General features: G+C 41.8%; 16 protein-coding genes. 9 read left to right on the top strand and 7 right to left on the bottom strand.

Going from position 1 to position 15,439, the window contains the following annotated elements:
- Positions 1-43: 43 nt before the first annotated feature.
- Positions 44-337 (bottom strand): hypothetical protein, encoded by a 294-nt coding sequence (locus H6G83_RS07400; RefSeq protein ID WP_190469235.1) that lies wholly within the window; start codon positions 335-337, stop codon positions 44-46.
- A 438-nt stretch (positions 338-775) separates the two neighbouring features.
- Between H6G83_RS07400 and topA the strand changes: the two genes are divergently transcribed.
- The 5 genes from topA (at position 776) to H6G83_RS07375 (ending at position 8,131) form a co-directional block, all read left to right on the top strand.
- Positions 776-3,418: a type I DNA topoisomerase gene (gene topA, locus H6G83_RS07395; RefSeq protein WP_190469232.1), complete on the top strand. Its 2,643-nt coding sequence runs from the start codon at positions 776-778 to the stop codon at positions 3,416-3,418.
- Positions 3,419-3,799: 381 nt separating this feature from the next.
- Complete coding sequence (locus H6G83_RS07390; protein WP_162470529.1) at positions 3,800-3,898, top strand: DNA topoisomerase I; 99 nt, start codon at positions 3,800-3,802, stop codon at positions 3,896-3,898.
- Positions 3,899-3,923: 25 nt separating this feature from the next.
- On the top strand, positions 3,924-4,379 hold the full coding sequence (gene aroQ, locus H6G83_RS07385) for a type II 3-dehydroquinate dehydratase (RefSeq protein ID WP_190469229.1): 456 nt from the start codon (positions 3,924-3,926) through the stop codon (positions 4,377-4,379).
- Between the two features lie 110 nt (positions 4,380-4,489).
- The gene (locus H6G83_RS07380) at positions 4,490-5,425 is read left to right on the top strand and encodes an ADP-ribosylglycohydrolase family protein (protein ID WP_190469227.1); all 936 of its coding nucleotides are present in this window, start codon (positions 4,490-4,492) and stop codon (positions 5,423-5,425) included.
- Between the two features lie 207 nt (positions 5,426-5,632).
- Positions 5,633-8,131, top strand: a complete 2,499-nt coding sequence (locus tag H6G83_RS07375; RefSeq protein ID WP_190469222.1) for an HD family phosphohydrolase — start codon at positions 5,633-5,635, stop codon at positions 8,129-8,131.
- A gap of 107 nt (positions 8,132-8,238) precedes the next feature.
- Here H6G83_RS07375 and H6G83_RS07370 read toward each other — a convergent pair whose 3' ends face one another.
- On the bottom strand, positions 8,239-8,934 hold the full coding sequence (locus H6G83_RS07370; RefSeq protein ID WP_190469219.1) for an acyltransferase: 696 nt from the start codon (positions 8,932-8,934) through the stop codon (positions 8,239-8,241).
- A gap of 626 nt (positions 8,935-9,560) precedes the next feature.
- A complete protein-coding gene (locus H6G83_RS35835) occupies positions 9,561-9,689 on the bottom strand; it encodes a hypothetical protein (protein WP_255449162.1) in 129 nt (42 codons plus the stop codon).
- A gap of 576 nt (positions 9,690-10,265) precedes the next feature.
- Here H6G83_RS35835 and H6G83_RS07365 point away from each other — a divergent pair.
- Together H6G83_RS07365 and H6G83_RS07360 are read left to right on the top strand one after the other, a co-directional pair.
- Complete coding sequence (locus H6G83_RS07365) at positions 10,266-10,571, top strand: small RNA NsiR4-regulated ssr1528 family protein (RefSeq protein WP_190469215.1); 306 nt, start codon at positions 10,266-10,268, stop codon at positions 10,569-10,571.
- Positions 10,572-10,628: 57 nt separating this feature from the next.
- A complete protein-coding gene (locus H6G83_RS07360) occupies positions 10,629-11,552 on the top strand; it encodes an Rpn family recombination-promoting nuclease/putative transposase (protein ID WP_190469212.1) in 924 nt (307 codons plus the stop codon).
- Positions 11,553-11,621: 69 nt separating this feature from the next.
- Here the strand turns inward: H6G83_RS07360 and H6G83_RS07355 are convergent, their stop codons facing one another.
- Positions 11,622-13,031 (bottom strand): DUF3370 domain-containing protein, encoded by a 1,410-nt coding sequence (locus H6G83_RS07355; RefSeq protein ID WP_190469210.1) that lies wholly within the window; start codon positions 13,029-13,031, stop codon positions 11,622-11,624.
- Between the two features lie 231 nt (positions 13,032-13,262).
- Between H6G83_RS07355 and H6G83_RS07350 the strand changes: the two genes are divergently transcribed.
- Both H6G83_RS07350 and H6G83_RS07345 read left to right on the top strand, forming a co-directional pair.
- On the top strand, positions 13,263-13,649 hold the full coding sequence (locus tag H6G83_RS07350; RefSeq protein WP_190469209.1) for a hypothetical protein: 387 nt from the start codon (positions 13,263-13,265) through the stop codon (positions 13,647-13,649).
- A complete protein-coding gene (locus H6G83_RS07345) occupies positions 13,649-13,981 on the top strand; it encodes a hypothetical protein (protein ID WP_190469205.1) in 333 nt (110 codons plus the stop codon). Before H6G83_RS07350 ends, H6G83_RS07345 begins: the two co-directional genes overlap by 1 nt.
- Here the strand turns inward: H6G83_RS07345 and H6G83_RS35210 are convergent.
- The 3 genes from H6G83_RS35210 to H6G83_RS07325 form a co-directional block, all read right to left on the bottom strand.
- Positions 13,978-14,541, bottom strand: a complete 564-nt coding sequence (locus tag H6G83_RS35210; RefSeq protein WP_313935379.1) for a DUF433 domain-containing protein — start codon at positions 14,539-14,541, stop codon at positions 13,978-13,980. The two genes, H6G83_RS07345 and H6G83_RS35210, sit on opposite strands and share 4 nt — an antisense overlap.
- An 84-nt stretch (positions 14,542-14,625) precedes the next feature.
- Entirely contained in the window at positions 14,626-14,832 is a 207-nt protein-coding gene (locus H6G83_RS07330) for a hypothetical protein (RefSeq protein ID WP_190469203.1), read from the bottom strand.
- 27 nt (positions 14,833-14,859) lie between these two features.
- Positions 14,860-15,333 (bottom strand): DUF6979 family protein, encoded by a 474-nt coding sequence (locus tag H6G83_RS07325; RefSeq protein WP_190469200.1) that lies wholly within the window; start codon positions 15,331-15,333, stop codon positions 14,860-14,862.
- Positions 15,334-15,439: the final 106 nt, after the last annotated feature.

The raw sequence follows: 15,439 nt of genomic DNA, 5'->3' as shown, positions 1-15,439 counted from the left end.
GCGCGGAGGAACGCGGAGGCTTTAGGTTGAGAGGTGGGGATTTTTAATCAGCGATATAACGCCAACCTTCAGGTTCGTATTCGCGTTGAATTTTTATTCTCCAATAACCTTGAGGAATGGGAATTGCTTTATGTTCTTCATGGGTTAGCAAGGCGGTTTCGGATAATACACGCAAGTAAAGTGTGCCATCTTTGTTGAATAATTGTGCCTCGCCCTGGGTGATGCGGTGCTTATGCCCTGTTACCTCGCCTTCGGCTAAAGTTAAGTGAGGTATCATTTCTCCTGTAACTTCTTGCACAGGTAGTAAAATAACATCGCCTTGACGAATTGGCTGCATAGTTCGTCTCCTGGGGATGAGTAAAAACCCCACTTCGCTTTTTGTTTCAAGTTTGCTTTAATTTTGGCACAGGAATTTGGGGACTGGGGACTGAGGGGAGATGAGGAAGCAGGGGAGCAGGGGAGAATAACAACTGACAACTGTCAACTGTCAACTGTCTCCTGCCTCTAAAATAAACTCACGGGGGATTTTGGAAAATCACAGTCGCCAATTATGCTGTTGATAAGTTAAAGATGGAAATAGCTGGAAATTCTATTAGCATTCTTCTAACATATGCTCTAGAAAGGACTAAGCCCGAAGTTTGAAGGATATTTAACCCCCAAACAATTTTTGATGAGGCTCAAACTCAAGCGATCGTAACGTTTCATCTTGACATTTCACCGAAATTAGCCCAATTTGACTGTTTAGCTTCATAGCTATTCTTTTTTTTGAAATTCCATGTCAACTCTCGTCATTGTCGAATCTCCAACCAAAGCTCGTACCATCCGCAACTACTTACCCAAAGACTATCGAGTAGAAGCGTCGATGGGTCATGTGCGTGATCTACCCCAGTCAGCTAGTGAAATTCCCGCCACTGTGAAAGGGGAAGCATGGGCGCAGCTTGGGGTAAATGTGGACGCTGACTTTGAACCAGTGTATGTTGTCCCCAAAGACAAAAAGAAAGTTGTCACCCAGCTCAAGGAAGCACTCAAAGATGCTGATGAACTGATTTTGGCAACTGACGAAGACCGGGAAGGCGAAAGTATTAGTTGGCATTTATACCAGATACTCAAGCCAAAAGTGCCGACAAAGCGGATGGTGTTCCATGAAATTACTCAGGAAGCTATCAAAAAAGCTTTGAAGAACTGCCGCAATATTGATGAGCAGTTAGTACGCGCCCAGGAAACAAGGCGAATTTTGGATCGCTTGGTGGGCTATACCCTATCTCCTCTGTTGTGGAAGAAAATTGCCTGGGGCTTGTCGGCGGGACGGGTACAGTCTGTTGCGGTGCGACTGTTGGTAAATAAGGAACGCCAACGCCGCGCTTTCCGTGAAGGTACATATTGGGACTTGAAGGCATACCTGGAGCAAAATAAAGGCCCATTTACCGCCCAGTTAATCACCCTAGCAGGCAGGAAAGTGGCAACAGGTAGCGATTTTGACCCTTCAACAGGACAAATCGCTGCCGGACGCAATGTGGTGCTGCTGAGTGAAGCAGATGCACAAGCACTACAAGAACGCCTCATAGGTAAAGTTTGGAATGTCTCAGAGGTAGACGAACGCCCAGTTACACGCAAACCCGCGCCACCGTTCACCACTTCGACATTACAACAGGAATCTAACCGGAAACTGCGCTTGTCAGCAAGGGATACGATGAGGATTGCACAGAACTTGTACGAGCAAGGGTATATTACCTATATGCGTACAGATTCGGTGCATTTGTCAGAACAGGCGATCGCAGCTGCTCGCAGTTGTGTAGAACAGTTATACGGCAAACAATACCTCAGCCCCCAACCCCGACAATACACCACCAAATCTAAAGGCGCACAGGAAGCCCACGAAGCCATCCGACCTGCGGGTAGCACCTTCCGCACTCCCCAAGAAACTGGCTTAAGCGGTCGCGAACTTGCCCTTTATGATTTGATTTGGAAGCGTACCGTCGCCTGTCAAATGGCTGACTCCCGCCAAACCCAAATCACAGTCCAGTTGCAAGTCGAAGATGCACTTTTCCGCGCTTCCGGTAAGCGTATTGATTTTCCTGGCTATTTACGCGCCTACGTTGAAGGTTCCGATGACCCAGATGCAGCATTGGAAGACCAAGAAATCATCCTACCTAACCTGAAAGTGGGGGATCATCCAGATTGTAAAAATATCGAAGCAGTGGGTCACGAAACCCAACCCCCAGCCAGATACACTGAAGCTACCCTAGTCAAAACCCTAGAAAGTGAAGGTATTGGTCGCCCTAGTACCTACGCCAGCATCATCGGTACAATCATCGATAAGGGTTACGCCCAACTGGTGAATAACGCCCTCATCCCCACTTTTACCGCCTTCGCTGTCACCGACCTGTTAGAGAAACATTTCCCTGATATCGTTGACCCCAGCTTTACTTCCAAAATGGAGCAAACCTTGGATGATATTGCTGATGGTGAAGCAGAGTGGCTACCCTACCTCCGGGACTTTTATTTAGGGGATAAAGGTTTGGAAACCCTAGTCAAAGAACGGGAAAGCCAAATTGATGCGACTAAAGCCAGAACCGTAGAACTAGAAAACTTAGCAGCTAAAGTTCGTATAGGTAAGTATGGGCCTTACATTGAGGTAGAAAATGGTGATGAAGTAGTTACCGCCTCAATTCCTAAAGATTTAACACCAGCCGACCTCGACCCCAAACAGGTAGAAGTCATTTTGCGGCAAAAAACTGTCGGCCCAGACCAACTCGGCCGTCATCCCGAAACGGGAGAACCAATTTACGTCAAAATTGGCGCTTACGGGCCTTACGTCCAATTGGGTGATAAGTCTGATGAAAACCCCAAACCCAAACAAGCCTCTTTACCCAAAGGTGTGACCCCAGAAAATATCACCTTAGAAACGGCTGTGGGTTTGTTGTCCCTACCCCGGACATTGGGAACACACCCAACGACCGGAGGCAAAATTCAAGCTAGTTTAGGACGTTTCGGCCCCTACGTCGTCCACGACCAAGGAAAAGAAGGTAAAGACTATCGTTCCTTGAAAGCAAGTGATGATGTCTTGACAATTACCCTAGAACGAGCGTTAGAGTTGATATCTGAACCGAAAAAAACTCGTGGTTCTACTAGTAGCAAATCAAAAGCGGCTCTACGCGAACTAGGTACACACCCAGAAGACGATGCCCCAATCAACATCTACGATGGCCCTTACGGCCCTTACATCAAACATGGTAAGACAAACGTAGGTATCCCTGAAGGTACATCAGTTGAAGATGTGACACTAGCTACAGCGCTGGAGTTACTATCAGCCAAAGCCTCAACCTCTAAAACCACACGCAAAACCACTAAAACCACAGCGACTAAATCCAAATCAACAGCAAAGTCTAGCACGGCTACCAAAAAGAAAGGAGCCTAACAGTCAACAGTCAACGGTCAACGGTCAACAGTCAATAGTTAAAAGATTATTAACGAAGGACTAATGACTATGGACTATGGACTATGGACTATGGACTATGGACTATGGACTATGGACTAATGACCTTTAACCAATGACCACCTTAAGATGCGGTGCGATAAACTGCGGATGTGATACTCTAAAAAGTAAGGGAGATAACAACATTGAATTTTTAAAATTAGCCTGGGGCTGTAATAAAAAAATATGTATCAGCCCGGTTGTAGGCTAGAGGTGCAAAATTACGCTAGTTTGAGCGTAGCTGTTAGTCAAAGTTGAGTTAGTATCTCAGGAGCGGTCAGTTTAATGGACTATATAGAAAAGGTACTGGAAAAGCTGAAAGAATTGGCCCGCAAGCTTATTGAGTCTCTGCTGGGGCCAGAAGCAGAGCCGGAACCGGAACTGATTCCGATTCCTGTAAACGATCGCTCGCGTCGTCGTTAAAAGCCTGAAGGTACAAAACTTGACAGTGCAACCTCTAAGTATTTTGGTGCTACATGGGCCAAACCTAAATATGCTGGGGAAAAGAGAACCCGGCGTTTATGGCTCTACAACTTTGGCTGAAATCAATAACTTACTAGCAGAAGTGGCGCTAAAGTTACAGGCTCAAGTGTTTCCCCTCCAGTCAAATCATGAAGGAGTGTTAGTAGATGCTATTCATGAGGCTCTGGGGAAATATCAAGGAATTTTGATAAATGCAGGAGCTTATACCCATACGAGCGTGGCTTTGCGAGATGCGATCGCTGCTGTAAATTTACCTACAGTAGAAGTCCATCTCAGCAATATCTACCGTAGAGAAGAGTTCCGCCATCATTCTTATATCGCCCCTGTGGTGATAGGACAGATAAGCGGTTTTGGTGTGCAAAGCTACCTGCTGGGTTTACAGGCGTTGGTGGAGCATTTGCGAGGGAGTGGGGGGAGATGAGGAGATAGTCTTTTACCTTTCCCCCTTCCCCTTTCCCCCTTCCCCCTTCCCCAATCCCCAGTCCCCCATCTAGTAGAGTTAAAATAACTTGCTTTTAACTCTGGAAAATTATGCGCTACTCGTTGGTTAGTAGATTTAGGGGAACTCTGCTTGGAGGAGTATTAGGGGAAAATTTAGCTCAAAGTGGAGGAAACAAGCAGGGTGAAAGTGACCCGAACTTTAGTAAAAGTATTATTCCTGGTGTCGAAAGTTTGATAACCTTGGGAAAACTAGATGTAGATGAGTGGCTGGGGCGTTATCAACAAGAATTTCTGACATCGCCTGTAGACTTAGGTCATAAAATAAACATAATTTTTGCCACAATTCCCATAGCAATTTTTTTTCACGAAAACCCGGTGAAGTTGCGTCAGAATTTGCTGCGGGTGTTGAAAATAGGCGATGATGACCCAGTGATGCGTGATTGTACAATGGCGATAGGATATGCGATCGCTCAATCACTGACAGAGAAATTACGTCGCCAAACCCTGATACCGCAAATTATCTCTTTCATTGGGGAAACGGAAACATTACTCCCCCAGAAGTTATTAATTATTGACAAACTATTAGAACAGCACGCAGGCTTAGAAAAATTGTCAGCCCAGTTGAGTAAGGAAGAAAAACTTTCTTACGTTGTGGCTGTGGCATTTTACTGCTTTCTCAGCACTTTAGAAGACTTTCGTTTATCGGTGTTGCGTGGCTTATCGCTAGAATCTGTCCACTCTCAAACAATAGCAGCTATTACTGGTGCTTTATCGGGAAGTTATAACAGTACTGTAGGTATTCCCGCCAATTGGCAGATTTCACTTTTATCAACCGACTCAGCAGTTCACGCAAGAAGTAATGCCCGCCAGATGTTAGAATTAGCCGATGCCCTTGGGGCTGTGTGGTCAGGAGTGTATAATCTTCCCTTAGATTTGAGGATGTTCTCAGAACCAGGATTTATTATGTCTAATCAATCGGTTCCACTTTCTGTATATGCAGCACCTCGTGTAATTCGCGGGGGTTAGGGGAGATGAGGAGGATGAGGGAGCAGTGGTTCTCCTTTGGAGACGCTAACCCTTTGGCGCAGCCTCTCGTAGAGAACGGCTGCGCTCACCAACCGGAGCAGAGGAGCAGAGGAGAAAATAATTACTCAGCATTCCCCAATGCTCTCATTTGTACAATTGGAAAAAAAGCTCATTGCATCAGCTTTTTAGACTCAAAGAGCTAGCAAAATGGCAAAATCGTTCAAAAATAAGAATTGGATGGGTGCAGCAAGCCTGAGTTGGGTGCATGAAAAGCGTTCCTCAGTCGTTTTGGCGATCGCAGTTGTATCCCTGACTGGGGTAATTGGTCATAAGTTATATAACCAACCCAGACTCAAAATAGGTACTGTTGCACCACAGACGATGAGAGCGCCTTATAATGCTAGTATCGAGGATAAACAACAAACTGAAGCTCACCGTAAAGCGGTGAGTAGAACTTCCGCACCAGTCTTAATGATTGATGCGACAATTAACGCACAGATCCACCAAAATTTACAAAAAACTCTGGATGAAGGGAGCGAAATCCGCATCAGTGCAGGTTCTTTTCCTTTTTATGATACTTCATTGCTGTCTCTATCGAGCCAACATTATCTGCGCTCTTGTCCTGAGTCGGAATGGCAGATGATTTTGGTGGCTTTGGATAAGACTAATCAAAAGAATCTGGGGTTATTGTGGCAAAAGTCCAGCCAAAAACACAAGTCCTCTAACGGTGGAACAAAAACTTCCCTAACACTTCCCTTACCCAAGGTATCCTCAACTGGGGAAAGCCAAGTCCCAGGTATCTCTATTGACTCTAATCAACTCAACAAATATGCTTCTCCCGCCGCAAAAACTGCTGAAGTCGCTACAAAAATGGAGTTTATGCAGGCGTTGGCAGAATTATCTACTTATCGTGTCACAACTTCCGAGCAGAATTTATCTTCACTAATCAATAAAATTTCTCAAGCAAGAGAAGCTTATGCCCAAGCGACTGTACAACTTTTACACATAGATACAATTACGACACAAACAATTTATCATGACACTGCTCTATTAGAATTATCAGATGATGAATGGATAAAAACTCAAAAGGGTGTTCGCCAAAGTGCGGAAAGGATTTTAGCTCAAGGTATTCCTGTAGGTTTACCAGATAATGTTTTAAAAAATGCTGTCAGTTTGCAAGTGAAGGCGCTTGTTCCCGATAATGCTGAATCTTTGGCGACTAAACTATTGTTGGCTGTGCTGCAACCAAATCTGAAGAAAGATGAGGAACAATCTAAAAAACAGGCTCAACAAGCTGCATCGATTGTTGAGCCTGTCATGGTTGAGATCAAAAAAGATGCAGTTATTGTCAAGAAAGGGAAGAAAATTAGTCAGTGGGATTTTCAGGTATTAGAGCATTATCAACTGATTAGCCGAGAAAATAATTGGCTGGCTTTGCTGAATTTGGGCGGCTTGGTGACGGGGGGAGTTTTTATCTATGTTTTAGTGGAGAAGCAAGGTAAATGCCCATTACGCCAACGCGATCGCCTGCTAGTTTTGTTGCTAACCTTGAGTATACCTGGAGTCTTAGCGACTGGGATATCATATACTACCTGGAGTGCTGTAGGTTTACTGTTAGGTAGCTTTTACGGGCGTAGGTTGGGCATGACAGTAATTGGCTTACTGTTGTTTATACTACCTATAAGTATGGAAATCAGCATCATTGGGTTAGTTGCTGGTGCGGCTGGGGGACTTTTAGGTAGTTACATTGCTTATACACTGCGATCGCGTGAGGAATTGGCGCTGTTGGGTGTAGCGATCGCCGGCACGCAGGGTGGTGTTTACCTGTTGATGAAAGTCTTAGTTGGTGCGGTTTTTGGTTCATCTTGGTATTTCATCCTCCAAGAAGCAGGGTTATTTACTTTATCTGGGCTGGTTTGGAGTATCGTGGCTTTGGGCTTAAGTCCTTACTTAGAAAAGCTGTTTGATTTAGTCACCCCAATTCGGTTAGCAGAATTAGCTAATCCTAATCGTCCGTTATTAAAACGGTTAGCCACGGAAACACCAGGGACATTTCAACATACCCTACTTGTAGCTACCCTGGCGGAAGCTGCTGCTAAGAAGTTGGGATGTAATGTGGAATTGGTGAGGGCTGGAACATTATATCACGATATCGGGAAAATGCACGATCCCCTGGGTTTTATTGAGAACCAAATGGGGGAGCCAAATAAACACGAAACTGAGATTAAAGATCCTTGGAAGAGTGCGGAAATTATTAAGAAGCACGTTAGTGAAGGTTTGGTAATGGCGCGGAGACATCTGTTACCAACAGCGATACAAGCTTTCATCCCCGAACATCAAGGAACGATGTTGATTGCCTATTTTCATCACCAAGCAGAACAGATGGCACAGACAGATCCTAAAATTGTCGTGAATGAAGCCGATTTTCGTTATGATGGGCCAATTCCCCAATCGCGGGAAACAGGAATAGTCATGCTAGCGGATGCTTGTGAGGCTGCATTGCGATCGCTTAAGGATGTCGATAATGAAAAAGCCTTAACCATGTTAAACAATATTCTCCGTGCTAGATGGCAAGACAATCAACTAATTGATTCTGGATTAACGCGAGAAGAAATGTCACAAATTGCCGAAATCTTTGTAGAAGTTTGGCAGCAATTCCACCATAAGCGTATTGCTTATCCTAAGTCAAAGTCGGGGAAGGAATAACCTCTTAACTCTGTCCCTCGTGACTCTGTGGTTAAATTAATTATTTTTACCATAGAGTCACAGAGAAGAATAGGAGTTTTCCCAGACAGGGCTACATACCCCAATCTTTAATCCGCAGATGTCACTAAATCTTGAACAATACGGCTTTTAATGACTCTTGCAGGCGTACCTACAGCTACCGAAAACGGTGGGATATCTTTGGTGACTACTGCGCCTGCGCCAATGACACTACCCTTACCAATAGTAACGCCATCTAATACTGTTACCCCATGCCCTAGCCAACAATCATCCTCAATCACAATACCTTGACAACTCACACCTTGGTACTTAATTGGTAATATGGGATCTGTAAAATTGTGATTGTTTGCATATATACCTGAATTAGCGGCAATCATGCAACGCTTACCAATTTTGATATTCCCAGGCCCAGCAATACAAACATTAGGCCCAATAAAGGTTTCCACATCAATGTAAATACAGGTATTGTCCAAACAACCTATATCAACGTTTCGCTCAATCGCTACTCTATCTGCCAAACAAAGTTTATTATTTGGATGTCCTTTAGCATCAAGACGAACACCCTTAAATAGATATACACCATTGCCAATTTCAATATTACTAGCGCTAATCAGTTCAACTCCATGCTGAATGTACACTCGGCTACCCAAGTGAGCAAAAATTAATCTATATACGAGATTTCTTAATTTTGTTCCTAGTAGCAGCGTAGGGATATTTCCTAAAACAGTGATTGCTAAAAGTTCTTGAAATCGCTGTAGCTTTGCAGAATATCTCTGATTATTCATGATTAAGTCATCCGATGAATGGTGTGAAAAATATCGCTGATTTGTTGGAGATGTATCGCTTATTTTGTAGTGCCAATCATCCTGATATTTATCGAGCATCAGATGACATGGGTAGTGATACATGAAATACCCACCATCTTGGATATGTTGAAAAGTATTTTTGGGTAAAAATCTAGGTTAATCACATCTGTAATACTTAGAAGAAGTGTCAAAATTAATAGACAGTTTCTCTGCATGACAATTTTGTGAGCGCTGTTGTTAGCAACAATACCTCTTGACAGCATTTGCTGATCAATTTGAGCAAGGTATTGCTTTTCCCGGCTTCGCTAATACAGCAACTCCGAAGTAGTTACAGTGTCTAACCTTAGACTATTTAATTGTGAATTTGGGTGTTGAAGACAGGCTAACTTAACAGTTGTTAGCTAATAACAACAGGTCACAATATTCATGTTTAGTCTGGCATCCGCTTTGCAGCGAATTATTTTTACACAACCAAATTTGACAAGCTTCCGTCAACAAAACCACATTTTGTACAGGCTAACCCAAACCTCATCAAGGAATTGCCCTACATAAAAATGTAAGTTTTGTTGAATGATACTTGGTATTTTCACTTCAATAAAACCAAGTTATGGTGGAGTATCTCCAACTTCAGCCATCACATTAAAATTCACCATTGGTGCAAACAAGTAAGCACTTCCTCGATTGCTATGGCGACTTTCCGGCAACGAATTTTTAGAGTATGCTGCTCTCATCATGTTGCACACTGATGATTTACGAACCAATCCAATCACGCTTACAGTCACATGAATGGAATTTGACAATATTTGCTCACCAGCATAACACATTTTATTTTTCGTGGCTCAATCTCAAGAAGTAGTTTATTTAATATTGTTGATGTCGGATAAATTTGATGTGCCGTTAGTAACAAAAAGAGGATTTTGTATAAATACTTTCATTGATTGTCCAATGAATATTCAACTCAAATATTACACGGTAATGCAAGTGTTTACTTAATTGGGCGATCGCTGATTTGAAAATGGGGAGTGGGTAATACCATTTCTCTATGAAGTTGAGCTTAATATCGCTTTATATAACTCACGCAAAGGCGCAAAGACGCAAAAGTTACTGTAATTATATTAAGCTCATTTTTACAGAGATTTGGTATAAAAAGTTCTTTCATGTTTGACTATAACTCTTGTTTCATTGGGACTGGCTGAAAATAACTACAACTGTAGAAATAGTTGTAGTGAATGAATCGTCCAAAAACAAGATTTTCGATAGATATCTGTTGACTGGTAAAATATACTCACCAAATTATTGAGTGTATTGTCATGACTGCTGAAGGTAATGTAGTAAATTCCGACAATAAAGGCGCTGATGCTATTGATGAAGCGATCGCTAAAGGCATCGATTTTGATGGTACGCCAATTCCGCCAGCGAAGCTAGAACTTTATACCAAAGTCATGGCGTTGGAAGCAAACAGACAACGTAGTGGTGTATCTAATACTATGCGATCGCGCATCGTGCGGATTGGCGCAAAACACATCCCCCAACAAGAACTCGACAAATTACTAGAGGAAGCAGGCTTCGCACCTCTGAAAGAAAAAGAAATTGCCTTTTACTACGGCGGTAAATAATTTTGTGCGTAGGCCTAGCCTACGCATCAATGGAAATATATTGCATAACAATCTTTCATGCGTCGGGATTCAATTTTTTACCAACTATTCCAACAATCTCCTGCTTTATTATTTGAGTTTTTGACAAATCCTCCAGAAAATGCTAATGAATATAAATTTGACTCGGTAGCTGTCAAAGAACCTAAGTTTGAAATTGATGGGGTCTTTTTACCACCAGACAATCAAAGTTCGGGTACTGTATATTTCTGTGAAGTGCAATTCCAAAAAGACGAAAAGCTTTATGAAAGGGTATTTGCAGAATCTTCACTGTATTTCTACCGCAACCGTGACAGGTTTAGCGATTGGCAAGTTGTGATAATCTATCCATCACGTAGTTTTGAACAAAGTGATATTCATCCGCATCGAACTTTACTCAACGGCAACCAAGTACATCGGGTATATTTGGATGAGTTGGGAGAAATTCGTTCCTTACCTCTATGGGTGGCGGTGATGGTATTAACTACTGTAGAGGAAGAAAATGCTCCCTCAGAAGCTAGGTATTTATTATCGAGAGCTAGAGAGGAATCCTCCTTACCAGAAAGCCGTGCAATAATTGAAATTATTACGACGATCATAAGTTACCGATTTGATCAACTGAGTCGAGCGGAGGTGGAGTCGATGTTAGACATCACACTGAGAGAAACGAGAGTTTTTCGAGAAATTAAAGAGGAAGCAAGGGAAGAAGGACGACAAGAAGGACGACAAGAAGGACGCGAAGAAGGACGCGAAGAAGGACGCGAAGAAGGACGACAAGAAGGACGGGAAGCAACAGCTCATGTTATTATTCGACTGTTGACGAAACGGTTGGGTGAACTGCCCCAAGATGTGCATTCTTTGGTTGCGGGTTTGCCTTTGCCAAGGTTGGAAGAATTGGGTGAAGCATTGCTAGATTTTACCACCGTGGCTGATTTACAAGCTTGGTTGCAGGCGCGAATGAATTAGTCTACTGGATTACAAGGCGATCGCACTTTGACCGTACAAATTATGATGGTAGGCGATCGCTTGTGATATTTACAAGGTTCTCACAGTTAAAAGCTGCGGTGGTGTAGAATCTGGTGGATAAATTACATCTAGTTGCACATTACGTCCAGTTGATGGTGGCATGGTAAACTGCACCAACGGTTCTAAAATCTGTCCAGTTCTGTGCCATAGATGCACGTAACGGATTTTTTCTTGTCCCTGGTCATCAAAGTAACGCAGCCTCACTGTACCCCGAAAGAATGGAAAATCTAGGGATGGTTTACGGAAGCGCACACCACCTTGAGATAGCTTATCTTCCTTCAAAGGTGTTTCCAGAGTGACTGACACTTTTTGAGTTTGGTTAGTATTATTTCTCAAAGGTAAGCTGAGTTTATATTCCACCCCATAATTACCATGTGCTTCATAAGCTGTATCAGGGTAGCGTACCAGCATCTTCGCAGTTTGGTTTTGTTCTGTACCCATTCGACCACCCCGCAACGTAACTATAGGATAAGAAATACCTTTACCAGCTTGAGGTATTGTTAAAGTGGTTGCTTTGGGGTTATCGGTTAGCGTAGCTTGCCATTGGGAACCTTGAGAAACACCAGCCACACGTCCATAAATCAAAGCCCCACTCGTAGCATTTGGGGGGGTAGGTGTTTTATCCCTTGGCCCGGCAAAGTTACCATTATTAAGTAAAGCTTGCCATTCAGCCAGAGTAGGCGCACGGTCAGAACCATCAGCGTTTTTCTTAGCAAACATGGCTAGGCTGGCTGCATATACTTTATCACTACTCCGCAAACGCAGAAAACTAGACCGCCCATTCACAGGTCTTTCCAAATTCCGCAACGGAATAGCATGATTTAGCAACATCCGGCTTTGTCCGGGAGGAATGACCAACTTCGCAGGAAAATCAGCCTGTCGCACTCCCCGCAGCACATCAGCAACAGCCCTCGCCCCTGGCCCAGAGTATACTTTACCGTCGTTGTTTTCTAAGTAAGGGGGTAAGGTGACAAAGGGTGCATCCTGCATCAAATAACTGGCGGCTTGCAACACTTCAACTGTCACTGGTTTTTTTCCAGGGTTATTGACAATTACCCCTAAGTACAGCGTTTGTAAATCTTTGGGTGTGTGGGTGTAATGGTGGGCGAATAAATCAAACCGACCTTGAAAGGGAAAATTAAGGTGTGCGGTTGGTGTTTTTTTACCGTTTGCTGGGAAGGTAGAAAGTAAAATACCCTCTGTTTTAATCCATTCTGGGCTATTACTGTTAAAAACGGGGATATTATCTAACTTTCCAGGTAAAGCCCTGATTTCTCCAGGTTGGACAATAATTTGGGGTTCTGGCTTGGGTGGAGTTTGGGCTAGTGCAAAATCATTTTGAGGATGAGTACCGCCGACAGTTTGAGTCAGGGTAAGTCCTAATAAAAATATAAATAAGGATGATAATTTAGTTTGCATAGAAAATGCAGTGTGAAAAATAACCTACACTAACTACACTTTCGGTTATGCGGGTTTCTGAAGGCGATGACCTCCGGCCGGTCGAAGACCATCGCTATTTTAAGCAATGCAAAATTAACCTGTACTATATATTATTCCTTTTCTGCATAAATATCAATATAATACTCAATTTGTTATATTTATAAGTTAAATTTGAAGTTAGTTTAGGGTTTCATGCCTGGAATCAATTAAATGGAAATACTTATTGAGTCAACAAAGGAATTTGAGCAGGATTTAGAGAAATTCAATAATAAAAATAAATTTAAGATAGTTAAGAAATTAAATCGTTATGTAGAGCTATTATCAAAACATAAAAATTTATTAGAAAATCAAGCTTTTAAATTAAAAGATATAAAACTGAGTGCAGATTATGAATCTTCTTTATATGCGTTGATTATTGATAAAGATATCAGGTTAATAATTACGATTGACGATGATCCAATTTTTGATGCCACGGTCATCACTTTATTTAGAGTAGTCCATACTGAAGATGCAGCAAAAGCCTACGCTTCAGTCGCTGAATCTCTCTACCAAGATTTTAGTGTACAAAATCAAGAACTTGAGGTTCGCTCTAACTAATGTCACGGATTAAGCCACTTTTAGATGAGCATGGTGTTATCCATGAAGCTATGGATATCTTACCTGATCATTTAAAAATTGATTTCCTAGAAGCCTTGGCTGAACTGGAAGATAATGAATGTCACAGGACTAGGAGTTTTCCCAAAACAAGACTCCGTAAAGTTAAGGGTATTAAGCAAGCGATATACCGTGCTGATATCGATAAGTTATCAGGTTGGCGGATTCACTTACAGTATATTGAGGGGAAGATTCATTTAAAAGATATTATTGATGGTCAACGTCATGATGATGTGATTGAAGTGATTAAGTCAAAAAAACATAGGTATGATTAGTAACATTCATACCCCCTTTGTCTACCCCATTCGAGCCAAGCTTTAGTCATTTCCTTTGTATTTCCTCTAAACTCAAAAGGTACAGGGTCTTCTCTAGCAATAGATTTTAATGCCCAAAACCAGCGTCCAGATTTATTTGCAATTTCTCTTAGTAGTAAAGGTATAACAGCCTCACCCATTCCTATGATTTGTTGGTATGCAGGGTGCATACACATTTGATTAATAGATGATAAGCCACGAGTTTCTTCACGCCATTGCTTGGCTAATTTCATGAAAATTGACTCTATTTCTGTTGGAATTGAGGTATGATGAAAAATATTAGAACTAGCTTCATCTGATATTAATAGTTCTTCTTTCTGAGTCAGTTGTGCTGCGTAAGCAATAGCAGCTTTTATATTTTCTAATGTTAGTGGTGGATAATCTTTAACTATTTCCTCAAATGTTAATCCTTCAGCAAGATTATCAAGAATGACTGAAACCATGATGCGTGTACCTGTGATACATGGTTTGCCGTGACAAATCTTAGGATTAATAGTAATGTGTTCTTGCCAGTTGTTCACGGTTTTGAGTGCTTTTGGCTAAGGTTGTTGATAGGCGATCGCTCTTTTTTTACTATTATGTTAGTTGCAACAGTTACACCATATTTAGATAGGCTCACCATCTTCGAGAGTATATAAATCTGGTTCATCATCTAAAAAGTCAAATGTTTTACTTCTGTTTGCAAGTTCTATAATTTCTGCTGTAGATGGATAGGAAGAATTAAAAAATAGTTTTCCTTCTAGAAGGCAGTATTCTTCTTCCGATAGAGATAATATTAATTTAACTACATATTCAATAATTTTATTGTTCATATTTTTCAGGTTGTCAATCACTTTCGCTCATTTTGATGGGAAGATTATTAAATTTGCATTAAACAGTGCCAAGGCTATTTCCATTTGTCCGTTTTTAGATTTAGCTGCCTCTTTGTTCAGTCTTTGCTGATAAACTTCTCTAACATCAGACCACAAAATTTTTGTAGTTGTATTATCTCCTTTTTGCTGTAGCATCTCTAGATATAGGACTGCGTATGCTGCATTAGGGCCTAATAATTTATTGTTATTGATTTCTATAATATCCAGATATTTACAGGTTCGACCGCTATCAACAATACGACCTAAATACCATAAGCCGTATGCAGCATTCTTTGGACAACCTTTTGTACCACAACTCTCTTTTTCACCACCTAATTTTTTGTATGCTTCATACCAGCAATTATTCCAGATTTTTCGTGTTCCCTCTCCATGAATAGGCATTGCATTCATAGTTTCTTGAAACCAAGGTATAATCGGTATTCCGAACAATAAGTCAGACATCATCTCTCCTTTAAGTCGTAATTATATAGGACTTACGCATTGACAGAGAAGCCAAAATAATAGGTATAGTTTTCAAGGCTTAGAGCTAAATTTTTCCACAATATTT

This window comes from Anabaena azotica FACHB-119, assembly GCF_014697625.1.
Classification (GTDB): domain Bacteria; phylum Cyanobacteriota; class Cyanobacteriia; order Cyanobacteriales; family Nostocaceae; genus Trichormus; species Trichormus azoticus_A.
The sequence above is the reverse complement of the archived record's forward strand: the minus strand, read 5'-3'. Positions and strand labels throughout refer to the sequence as shown.